Genomic DNA, 11,315 nt, shown 5'->3' with positions numbered 1-11,315 from the left:
CGGATCGTTCTAATGTAGGAGGTGCAAGCGAAACGAATCGTTCTAATTCAAACAACCGGAGCAATAACAATGATCGTTCAGGTTCTGTAAACAGATCTAATGAGAATCAGAACAGACAAAATAATGCATCGGAAGCTGTTAAGGATTCGCAACGTACCAATTATTACGGACGTCAGATTGGTCAGCCTGTAAAGGTAGAACGTCAAATGAGGAAAGAAGAACAGAACGTTACCCGTAGCGAATCAAATAATAGCAGTCGTAGTTCACGCAGCAGTGTAAGTAACAGTTCTCGTAGTAATACAGAAACGAAAAGCACCGAAAGCAAAACTTCTACGGAATCAGGACGTACCCAAGTAAAACGTAGATAATAAAGAAGGACGCTATATTTCCTTCTCGTAATAACAAAAAGGGTAAGTCAAGATTTTGACTACCCTTTTTTATTCCCCAAAATGGGATGTAGTAATTTGTTTTTATCTTTTATGATGTTAGTTTGCCTATTTAGCTTCAAAAAACTTTGTTATTAGTCGGAATTCGTTGAATTATTAATTAGCTATATTTGTATTTTATTAATTAATAATAACTGAATAAGTTTGCGCTATAATATAAAAAACTCGTTCTTTGCTAACATAAGGATTATGTAAGATGTTGATCACTAAACACTAAATCTTCTAACAATGAGAAAAAGTATATTATGTGTAATTTTAGGATGTTTCTTTAGTATTTTATGCCACGGCCAAGTTTCGTTTGGAGTTAATGCATCTATAACTTCATCAACCCTTTCTGAAAATTTTGCTAAAAGTAAAACAGGTATACAGATTGGTGTGCTATGTAATTACGAGTTAAATGAAGACTTAACTCTTTTAAGCGGACTGGGATATGTGGTTAAAGGTGTTAACGGATTGTGGAGCGACTTGAACTATTCTCAGCAGTTGAAAATGTTCGATGTCCAACTATCATATCTGGAACTTCCACTATCTTTAGGATATAAAATTCCTATTGGGAACAATATCAGACTAATTCCTAATGTAGGTATTTTTGTTTCGTATGGTTTACATGGTCATAGTGAGATTAAATCCATAAATTTTGAAGCAGAAGAAGTTTTCCGGTTTGCAGATAACAGCTGGAATCCATTTAATGACGAAAAGTTTAATGATTGGGCGAAAACGACTGTAACAGCCTTCGAACGTTGGGATTATGGAGTACGTTCCGGATTAAATATAGAAGCCGGTAATATTATATGCCACGGAGCATATGATTTAGGATTCAATAAAGTGTGGAATGGTTATGGAAAAATGGGCAATGCCTTAAAAAGCCGAAGTCTTATAATCGGCATTGGCTATAAGTTCTAAATAAATTCCTGTTTAATTGATATTTGGATTAGCATTAAAAAGATGTTCCCCGTTGTATATTGATACGACGGGGAATGTTTTTATATGGGTGATATGAACAAGTGTTCAAAACTATTTATATCTTTGCTGCCATAAAAGACCTTCATTTATCTGTGGAGGAACAATTTTATAGTATTATTTAAATGTAACAAGTATGAAAATAGCAGTGCCGGTAAAGGATAATAACCAGATAGATGCACACTTTGGACATTGTGCTTTTTATCAGATTTATGAGATTTCGTCTAATCAGGTTGTCTCTGTAACAAAGATGGATTCACCACAAGGTTGTGGATGTAAGTCGAATATCGCCGAGGTGTTTGAGCAGGAGGGGGTTAAGCTAATGATTGCCGGAGGTATAGGCGATGGCGCTATCCAAAAACTGAATACGCATGGAATTTCTGTTATCCGCAATTGTACAGGAGATGTAACCGAGTTGGTTACCCGATATCTGGATGGCGACTTGAAGGATGGCGGTCATACTTGCGATGCACATGCGGAGGGGCATACTTGCAACCATTAATCATAATTTATCTATGAGTTTAAAGTATAAGGAATATAAAGAGGCGAATATCCTGTTTCTGAAAGAAAATCTGAAGGAGGAGGGTGTCGAGGTGCTGCCTTGCGGGGTACAATATAAAGTGTTGGTAAAGGGTAAAGGAACAATCCCTACCGCCAAAAGCATGGTGCAGGTACATTATAAGGGTACCTTAATTAACGGTAAGGAGTTTGATAACTCTTTTAAGAGAAACAGACCGGAGTCTTTCCGTGTAAATGAGGTGATAAAGGGTTGGCAGGAGGCTCTTAAAGTGATGCCTGCCGGTTCTCGCTGGATACTTTATATTCCCTGCGAACTGGGGTATGGATCCATGCCGGACCCAATTATCAAACCCTATTCTACCCTTATTTTTGAAGTAGAGTTGCTAGCCGTTAAATAGTCGGCAGGTATTAAATGGATGTTTAAAGGTGGGATGCCAGAATTTGCTTAAGCGCATCCACCCAAGGATCGGAGTCATTCAGACTCTCCACCAAAGTGAGCTGTTCTCCTCCGGCAGCCATGAATTCATTTTTGTATTCGTGTCCGATCTCGTCGGTTGTTTCAAGACAGTCGGCCGTAAATGAGGGAGCTACCACAAGCAGACGTTTTATTCCTTTTTGGGCAAGCTTGTTCAATGTTTTATCGGTAAAAGGCTGCATCCAGTTACTGGAAAGACGTGACTGAAATGCGGTGGTAAACTTGTCGCTCTGCAGGTTTAGTTTTTCAACTAGCAGACGGGTGGTTTCGTAGCAGGCTGCCTTGTAACAGAATTGTCCGTGGGGAGGCATTGCCTTCTCGCATTCACATTGGGCGGAAGGGATGCCCGGGTGACTTTTATCATTGTGATTGTTTGGCAGTCCGTGATAGCTGAATAGTACAAAGTCGTATGTACTTGGCTGGTATGTGGCTATACGTTGAGCAAATGCGTCCACAAAGGCCGGGTGGTTGTAAAACTGATTGATAAAATGCACGTGCGGTATGGTGTTCCATTTTCCGATCTCTTCCATTACGGCCTGCGAGGCTGTACCACTGGTTGATGAGGCATATTGGGGAAACATCGGCAATACGATTAACCGGGTGTAACCTCCTTCTTTAATGCTTTCGGCAGCCTTGCGGATAGAGGGCTCCTGATAACGCATGCCCACAAACACATCGGCTTGGCACTCCAGACTTTTTTGTAGTTTTTCCTGCAGTCTGAGGGTATTGATCAGCAACGGAGATCCTTCGTCGGTCCACAATCGTTGATAGAGTTTAGCCGATTTGGGTGCACGAAAGGGCACGATGATGAGGTTGACCAGTATCTTTCTTGCCAGCCAGGGCAGATCTATCACCCGCGGATCGTTCAGAAATTGAAACAGGTAGCGGCGCACAGCTTGTACGGAGGGGTTGTTGGGGGTGCCAACGTTTACGAGCAATAGGGCTGTTTTATCTTTTAGCATGATTATTCGGTTGGGATTTATGCAAAGTTACTATTTTATCCTTGCTTTTCGGTCAGGTATTTCCAGAATCTTACAGGCATATGCTGCTTGTGAAGCTTTGGATTGATCCGTTCCTTTATGGCGATGGCTTTAAAATAGGCTTTCCAAAGATTCTGAAAAAGTTTTTCATCTTCTGCCATTAATTTGTCGTTCAGAATTCCCGAAAGAAGATGCTCTTCCATCCTGTCGAAACGTACTTCCCTAACTTCCTGAAGGTCGTAGTAGCAGCCGTAGGCGCGCTTCAAATCGTAGATAAGCCACTTCTGATCGGCAAAACGGTCTTTAAAGTGGCCAACAACCAGTGGAAGTACATTATACAGCGGTTCCATTGCCCCGAAAAAGGTGCTGTCTTCTGCTTTCTGGAATCGAATAAATTCGATCATCCGGTGTTTCTCCTGACTTACTTTACGCCATACCTTAGATACTTCCAATACATCGGGGTCGCCAAAGTTCAGCTCGATAGACGACGGGGAGTTAAATGCTTTTTTGATGTAACGAAACAACAGGAGGTCCACGTCCGGTAATTCGGAAAGCCAACATACAGTAAGGCAATGAAGGGCAGTGGCCGAAAGTTTCTTTTGTAATCCCTTCCATACCCGCTCTACCTTCGCATCGTCTGTGCAGATGGTCACAACTTCATCGCAAAACAATGGAAGAGCTTCGCCTTCAGCCAGCAATAAGTCGGGAAACGATTTGCGGGCAAAGGCATCGAAAACAGCGGTAAGCAGACCGTCGAATGTTTTATCGTAAACGTAGACTACCATAACTTACTCTTCGAACTGGATTACTTGCTGACGGTCGTCTGCCTTCCTCCCTGGTTTCCGGGATAGTAAACTGCGTACCGAAAGGGGCGACAGCTCGTTGATGGTTCGTACGGGCAGTTCGTTGCAGGTAATGAAATACTGTGCCTTTTTCATTACGATACCCATTTTCTTGAGTTGCGAAGCTCCCAGTCGGCCATACCTGCGGGATACCAGAATAAGTTTAGCCGATTTTACACCAATACCTGGTACACGCAGCAACATTTCATAGTCGGCCCGGTTGATATCTACCGGAAAGGCCTGTGGATTACGCAATGCCCAGGACAACTTGGGGTCTACTTCCAGATCCAGATCCGGATAGGCGTCATTAACAATCTCGTCTACCTTGAATTGGTAGAACCGAAGCAACCAGTCGGCCTGATACAACCGGTTCTCGCGTACAAGGGGTGCCTGTTTAAGTACAGGTAAGCGGTTATCGTAGGTATTTACAGGAATGTAGCCAGAATAATAGACCCTTTTCATGGACGGACGCTGGTATAAGGCCGATGAAAGTTGCAGGATGTCTTTGTCGGTTTCGGCAGTAGCTCCTACAATCATCTGGGTGCTTTGTCCGGCCGGAGCAAAACGGGGGGCGTATCTGTACTTTTTACGCTCTTCGGCGCTTTCCAAAACTCCTTGCTGGATATAGCTCATGGGTTTGAATACACTCTGGAAGTCCTTCTCGGGAGCAAGTAACTGCAGACTCTTCTCGTTGGGTATTTCTATATTTACGCTGAGGCGGTCGGCATACAGGCCGGCCTCGTTTACAAGTTCCCTGCTGGCCCCGGGGATACTCTTCAGGTGGATGTAGCCGTTAAAGCGATGAACCAACCTGAGGTCTTTTGCCACACGGACCAGCCGCTCCATGGTATAATCGGGATTGCGCACCACTCCGGAGCTTAGAAAAAGCCCTTCGATGTAATTACGCCGGTAGAATTCGATGGTGAGGTTTACCAGTTCGGTTACGGAGAAAGTAGCCCGCTTCAAGTCGTTGCTTCTCCGGTTGATGCAGTAGGCACAATCGTAGATGCAATGGTTCGTAAGCATAATCTTAAGCAGGGAAATGCATCGGCCGTCTTCGGCAAAACTATGGCAGATACCCCATCCGGCCGCATTCCCTATCCCCCCTTTCTGGTTGGAACGGGTGGTGCCGCTTGAAGAGCAGGATACATCGTACTTGGCTGATTCTGCCAGAATTTTAAGCTTGTCAATTACACTTTCGTCCATATAGATTGATACGGATATAAATGGTCTGTCCGTATACCTTACAAAAATAAGGATTTTTCTTCTTTCCGAATGCTTCACCAGGGAACATGTTGCTGCCGATACCGCCCAATTATAGTGAAATAATGCAAAAATACCTTCGCTAAACTAAATTTTATCTCTCTTTTTTTCATTATTTTCTTTTATGAATTGTTTATATAAGTATAGGTTTGAACATATTTAGCATCAATGGATTAAGTTTGATTAGTCATGATAGGAGCAATTACAGGCGATATCGTGGGGTCGCGGTTTGAATTTAATAATCACAAGGGAACTGATTTCGAGTTATTTGAAAAAGGTTGTGATTATACAGACGATACTATATGTACTGTTGCTGTGGCCGATTGGTTGATCAGAAGGAGGGAAGGTCCGGTTAGTCTGGCTTCTGTTATGCAAAGATGGTGCCGCCGCTTTCCGTATCCTACAGGTGCTTATGGTGCAAGTTTCTTTCGGTGGATATGGGACGAAGCTCCCGAACCGTATTATAGTTTCGGAAATGGATCGGCCATGAGGGTGTCACCCGTCGGCTGGGGCTTTGATTCCTTAAGCGAAACTATAAACATGGCTACCGAGTCGGCCTGCATCACCCACAATCATCCGGAGGGTATTAAGGGTGCCCAGGCTGTGGCAGCAGCTATATACCTGGCGAGGACGGGGCGTACGAAGCAAGAAATTAAATATTATATTGAATCATCCTTTGGATACAATTTGAACCATTCTTGTAAACAATTGCGCATCTATTACCAGTTTAACGAAACCTGCCAGCATACTGTTCCGGAGGCATTGGTGGCTTTTCTGGAAAGTTCAGATTATGAAGATGCGGTTCGTCTGGCTGTATCCCTGGGTGGAGATTCCGATACACTGGCCTGTATAACAGGGGGAGTGGCCGAGGCTTTTTACGGTTTGCCGTTGCGCATAAAAATAAAAGCGCTAAGTTATCTGCCCGAAAAAATAAAGAAAACTGTTGAGGCATTCTATGCCGAATTTATAGAACCGAAACAGAATGGATAAGAAATCGAAATGTTTTCTGTTTTATTGATGGTTGTTTTGATTTTCTTATCTTTGTGAAAACTCAATTTGATACACCTCATACATACCTTACTATGTCTGAAATAGAAGAAGAAAATAGACTTAATGACTTACTTGCTGTACTCAATGCCGGTTATTGGGAGGCCAATCTTACCGGTAAATCCTGTTATTTTTCGGAGTTGCTGTGTAAGATATTCCGCCTAAAGAATCCGTATATCACCTTCAGGGAACTATCGGCTTATTTTAACGATGATTATATTGTGTTGTTCCAGAATCTGATAGCCTCGCTTCTCAACGACGAAATTCACGAGCTGTTATTACCCTCCACCTATTTTAATAAATATGTGGCTACGGGACTGAACGGAAAAATGATCCGGACCGGACTGATAAGACGGACTGTTTTGGAGGATGGTAGTGTAAAATGTTTCGGATACCTTCAGCTCATTGATAAAAGGGATGCGGAACACAGGGTGTTGAAGTTGGAGAATAAAATGAACAGTCTTATAAATCAGCTGAATTCCCTTTCGGTTTCTTTGCAGAATTTTCTGACAAAGCATGATCCGTTGGCTGTTACGGAAGATATTATGAGGAAGGTGCTTAATAACTTTAATGGAAGCCGCGTATATATTTTTCAATTTAATGAGGATGCTTCCCTGCAGAGTTGTACCCACGAGGTGGTAGCCGAAGGGATCTCGTCCGAGAAAAACTGGCTGCAGAACATCCCGACAAAAGATACAAGGTGGCTGTATGAAGAACTGACCTCCGGCAGACCGGTAATATTGAACTCGCTGGATGATATTCCTGTACAAGGAGAAGTGGAACGGAACATGCTTGAAAGTCAGGATATATGCTCCATGATGCTCGCTCCCATGTATTCGGGAAAACGTATGATCGGCTATATGGGGATTGATCTGGTGTGTGTACCCCGGAAGTGGACCAACGAAGATTATCTTTGGCTGCTGTCTTTGGCCAATATCATTGCGATCTGTACAGAATTGTATAATCAGAAAAAGCAATCGGATGAGGATAAGAAATATGCCGAAAATAACGACCGGTTAAAGTCGGCCTTCCTGGCAAATATGAGTCACGAAATACGTACTCCCCTGAACTCTATTATTGGTTTTTCAGAACTTTTGGCCGAAACTGAGGATGTCGAAGAGAAAAAGGAATTTGCCTCCATTATCCAGGGCAGCAATAACCTGTTGCTGCAGCTTATTAATGACATTATCGATATTTCGAAGATTGAATCCAATAGACTTGACTTTATCTATTCGGATGTGGATGTAAATGCCATTCTGAAGGAGTTGACTGCCGATCTGAAGTTAAGATTGAAAGATAAGGATATTGAGGTTTGTCTTGAATTGGGATTGCCTGATTGTACAGTCTATTCGGAAAGGAACCGGTTGATGCAGGTGATTGTTAATTTGTTATCCAATGCCGCTAAGTTTACTGAACAAGGTAAGATTACTATCGGTTATATACTCCGGGACGGAATGCTGGAATTCTTTGTTCAGGATACGGGAATGGGAATACCCAAAGATAAACAATCCCAGCTTTTCGGACGTTTTAAGAAACTGAACAGTGTGGCTCAAGGCTCCGGATTGGGTTTGTTTATATCCAAAACGGTCGTGGAGAGATTGGGAGGAACCATTCAGTCGGAATCGGAAGAGGGTGTGGGTTCTGTTTTTCGTTTCAGTATCCCGTATAAAGTGAGTAAAACATCTTCTGCTAAACGAAAAGCAACCAATCCGGTTATAGTTAAAAAGGATGTACTTTCTGATAAACCGATATTGCTGGTGGCTGAAGATACGCTTCCCAATTACAAGCTTATCGAGGCGATGCTTCGTAAAGAGTATGAGTTGGTACATGCAAAAAATGGATTGGAGGCGGTTACTCTTTTTAAGGAGAAACACCCGGCATAGGTTCTTATGGATATCAAAATGCCCGAAATGGATGGGATAGAGGCATTGAAGGGTATACGGGATCTTTCGCCCGATTTTCCTGTGATTGCTGTAACTGCCTATGCCTTTGAAGAGAATATCCGTGAGATAATGAATAGTGGGTTCAATGATTACCTCATAAAGCCGATCCGTTGTTCTGCATTGAAGGAAAAATTGGATGCGATATTGCACAATTAAAAACAATATATAATCGAAGCATATGAATAATTTTAGTTTTCAGAATCCTACCCGCCTGATCTTTGGCGATGGAATGATTGCCTCTTTATCAAAGGAAATACCTGCCGGAAAGAAGATTATGGTAACCTTTGGTGGTGGCAGCGTGAAAAAGAATGGTGTGTACGATCAGGTAATCAAGGCATTGGAAGGTCGGATTGTTACCGAATTCTGGGGTATTGAAGCGAATCCAACGATCGAAACCCTGCGTAAAGCCATCGCATTGGGTAAAGAGAAACAGATTGATTTCTTGCTCGCCGTTGGTGGTGGATCGGTATTGGACGGAACGAAACTGATCTCTTCGGGATTGTTATACGACGGAGATGCCTGGGATCTGGTTAAAAAAGGGTATTATCCGGAATCGGTGCCCATGGGGACGGTGCTTACACTGCCGGCTACAGGTTCCGAAATGAACAGCGGGGCGGTTATTTCAAGGATTGAAACCCATGAAAAGTATCCGTTTTACAGTAATTATCCTGTATTTTCAATCCTGGATCCGAAGGTTACGTTTACATTGCCCGATTTCCAGATTGCATGTGGTATTGCAGATACGTTTGTGCACGTAATGGAACAGTATATGACTTCGCCCGGACAGTCGCGTCTGATGGATCGCTGGGCTGAGAGTATTCTTGCGTCTCTGATTGAGATTGCCCCAAAGATTAAGGAAAATAAGACGAATTACGACTTGATGGCCGACTTTATGTTGTGTGCAACCATGGCGTTGAATGGTTTTATCTCGATGGGGGTTAACAACGACTGGGCTACCCATATGATAGGTCACGAACTAACGGCATTACATGGTCTTACCCACGGTGCTACATTGGTGATTGTTTTACCTGGAACATTACGTGTGCTGGCGGCTAAGAAACAGGGTAAGCTTCTTCAATACGGCGAACGTATCTGGGGTATAACCAGCGGAACTACCGAAGAAAGGGTTGCCCTGGCTATCCAAAAAACAGAAGATTTCTTCCGTAGTCTCGGTCTGCATACCCGCTTGAGTGAGGAGAATATCGGTGATACGACCATAGACGAGATTACACGTAGGTTTACAGAACGGAATGTTGCCTATGGCGAAGACCGTGACGTTACAGCCCAGGTTGCCCGCGAAATATTGATAAGCTGCAAGTAAGCTATGAGAAAAGAACGGATTCATGAGTTGAACAACCGGACTTATCTGCCGGGTAGGTATGTGCTTTATCGTATGCAGGCTTCGGTCAGGATAAGAAATAATCAGGCATTGTTTCATGCAATCTGTTTGGCAAACGAATTGAACTTGCCCCTGAAGGTCGTGTTTCGGCTGGATGCGTCCTTCCCGGAGGCAAACTACCGTCATTTCGAGTTTCTTATTCAGGGGTTAAAAGATTTTGCTTCCGGGGTATCACTCCTGGGTTGTGAATTTGAAATAAGAACGGGTACGTTGGAAGAGGCTTTCCTGGAGCCTCTTTCAAATGCTGCCTGTGTTGTTACCGACAAAGGGTACCTGCGCATCCAGCGCGATTGGTCGGGATGGCTTGGCGAACATGCGCCCTGTAAGGTGATTGAGGTGGAGGATAATCTGATTGTGCCTGTCGAATCTGCTTCTCATAAAGGGGAGTGGGCGGCAAGGACATTGCGTCCTAAAATTACGGATAAACTACCTTACTTCACTTCAGAGCCGGAAGATGAGATACCTGTCTTGACGTGCCGTAGAGAGGCATCACCGGAAATGTCGGCTCTAAATGAACGGATTCTGACCAATACACTTGAGAAGCTGCGAAGTGATGCGTGGTTGATTCCTGTTGCGATGAAGGGGGGAGAACGAGAGGCGAACCGATTGCTTGATGTTTTTGTTAAGGATAAACTTGCCTCGTACGATAATGACCGGAACGATCCTTCGTTGGTTGCCACGTCAAGGTTGAGTGCTTATTTGCACTTCGGATTTATATCGCCCGTGGAGATATGGAAGGCAGTAGAGACATATCCGGTGTCGGCTCCGTTTATTGAACAATTGGTGGTTCGCAGGGAGCTGGCTCATAATTACATCTGGTTTACAAAGAACTACGATTCCTATAATTCATTACCCGAATGGAGTCGTAAAAGTCTGGGGCTACATGAACCGGACAAGCGTCCGTTTGTTTACGACCTCAACCTGTTAGAAGAGGCTGCAACGCATGATGCTTCCTGGAATGCCGCTATGAGAGAAATGATACAGACCGGCTTTATGGAAAACACCATGCGTATGTATTGGGGTAAGAAACTGATAGAATGGTCGGCCACTCCCCAAGAGGCCTATCATCGTATGAGCTATCTGAACAACCGTTACTTTTTGGATGGTCGCGACGCCAATTCTTTTACCGGGATAGGATGGTGCTTTGGCCTGCACGATCGCCCCTGGCAGGAAAGACCGGTATTCGGTATGGTACGGTATATGAATGAAGCCGGATTATACCGAAAATACAACATGAAAGCCTACATCGGGAAGTGGAGCTGACAGCTTTGGCTGGAACATTGCTTACCTGTTATTCTTTTCGGCCCAATCGTGAAGTAAATGTATGGCTTTTGCCAGTACCCCGGCAGATCCTTTAAAATTACCGGAACCACTGGGTATATTTCCCATACCATACCACTCATAAAAGCCGTTGTTTTTAATAACCCGATTTATCATCGGA

At 43.6% G+C, this 11,315-nt stretch carries 11 protein-coding genes and 1 pseudogene; 9 read left to right on the top strand and 3 right to left on the bottom strand.

Features of this window, described 5'->3' with window-relative positions; all coding sequences use genetic code 11:
* The 4 genes and pseudogenes from AB7E53_RS12755 to AB7E53_RS12740 form a co-directional block, all read left to right on the top strand.
* A pseudogene (locus tag AB7E53_RS12755) lies at positions 1–368 on the top strand (hypothetical protein); the annotation flags it as partial.
* 306 nt (positions 369–674) lie between these two features.
* Positions 675–1,349, top strand: a complete 675-nt coding sequence (locus tag AB7E53_RS12750) for an outer membrane beta-barrel protein (RefSeq protein ID WP_446776058.1) — start codon at positions 675–677, stop codon at positions 1,347–1,349.
* A gap of 193 nt (positions 1,350–1,542) precedes the next feature.
* Positions 1,543–1,908, top strand: coding sequence for a NifB/NifX family molybdenum-iron cluster-binding protein (locus tag AB7E53_RS12745; RefSeq protein WP_371689714.1), 366 nt, complete (start codon positions 1,543–1,545; stop codon positions 1,906–1,908).
* Positions 1,909–1,921: 13 nt separating this feature from the next.
* The gene (locus AB7E53_RS12740) at positions 1,922–2,323 is read left to right on the top strand and encodes an FKBP-type peptidyl-prolyl cis-trans isomerase (protein ID WP_079683901.1); all 402 of its coding nucleotides are present in this window, start codon (positions 1,922–1,924) and stop codon (positions 2,321–2,323) included.
* Positions 2,324–2,345: 22 nt separating this feature from the next.
* Here AB7E53_RS12740 and hemH read toward each other — a convergent pair whose 3' ends face one another.
* Genes hemH through AB7E53_RS12725 form a run of 3 tightly spaced genes read right to left on the bottom strand, consistent with a single transcriptional unit; the run spans position 2,346 to position 5,428 of the window.
* Entirely contained in the window at positions 2,346–3,362 is a 1,017-nt protein-coding gene (gene hemH / locus AB7E53_RS12735) for a ferrochelatase (RefSeq protein WP_446776056.1), read from the bottom strand.
* Between the two features lie 35 nt (positions 3,363–3,397).
* Entirely contained in the window at positions 3,398–4,165 is a 768-nt protein-coding gene (locus AB7E53_RS12730; RefSeq protein ID WP_446776054.1) for a TIGR03915 family putative DNA repair protein, read from the bottom strand.
* A 3-nt stretch (positions 4,166–4,168) separates the two neighbouring features.
* A complete protein-coding gene (locus AB7E53_RS12725; RefSeq protein ID WP_079683904.1) occupies positions 4,169–5,428 on the bottom strand; it encodes a putative DNA modification/repair radical SAM protein in 1,260 nt (419 codons plus the stop codon).
* A gap of 246 nt (positions 5,429–5,674) precedes the next feature.
* Between AB7E53_RS12725 and AB7E53_RS12720 the strand changes: the two genes are divergently transcribed.
* From AB7E53_RS12720 to AB7E53_RS12700, 5 genes are all read left to right on the top strand, one after another.
* Positions 5,675–6,475, top strand: coding sequence for an ADP-ribosylglycohydrolase family protein (locus AB7E53_RS12720; protein ID WP_446776052.1), 801 nt, complete (start codon positions 5,675–5,677; stop codon positions 6,473–6,475).
* A 92-nt stretch (positions 6,476–6,567) separates the two neighbouring features.
* Positions 6,568–8,415, top strand: a complete 1,848-nt coding sequence (locus AB7E53_RS12715; RefSeq protein WP_446776050.1) for a hybrid sensor histidine kinase/response regulator — start codon at positions 6,568–6,570, stop codon at positions 8,413–8,415.
* Between the two features lie 6 nt (positions 8,416–8,421).
* The gene (locus AB7E53_RS12710; RefSeq protein WP_446776049.1) at positions 8,422–8,631 is read left to right on the top strand and encodes a response regulator; all 210 of its coding nucleotides are present in this window, start codon (positions 8,422–8,424) and stop codon (positions 8,629–8,631) included.
* 22 nt (positions 8,632–8,653) lie between these two features.
* Entirely contained in the window at positions 8,654–9,796 is a 1,143-nt protein-coding gene (locus tag AB7E53_RS12705; protein ID WP_446776047.1) for an iron-containing alcohol dehydrogenase, read from the top strand.
* Positions 9,797–9,799: 3 nt separating this feature from the next.
* Positions 9,800–11,137 (top strand): deoxyribodipyrimidine photo-lyase, encoded by a 1,338-nt coding sequence (locus AB7E53_RS12700; RefSeq protein ID WP_446776045.1) that lies wholly within the window; start codon positions 9,800–9,802, stop codon positions 11,135–11,137.
* Positions 11,138–11,315 lie beyond the last annotated feature (178 nt).

It is taken from the genome of Macellibacteroides sp. (genome assembly GCF_050251695.1).
Taxonomy (GTDB): Bacteria; Bacteroidota; Bacteroidia; order Bacteroidales; family Tannerellaceae; genus Macellibacteroides; species Macellibacteroides fermentans.
Note: the sequence above shows the minus strand (reverse complement) of the source record. Positions and strands in the feature narration are given on the sequence as shown.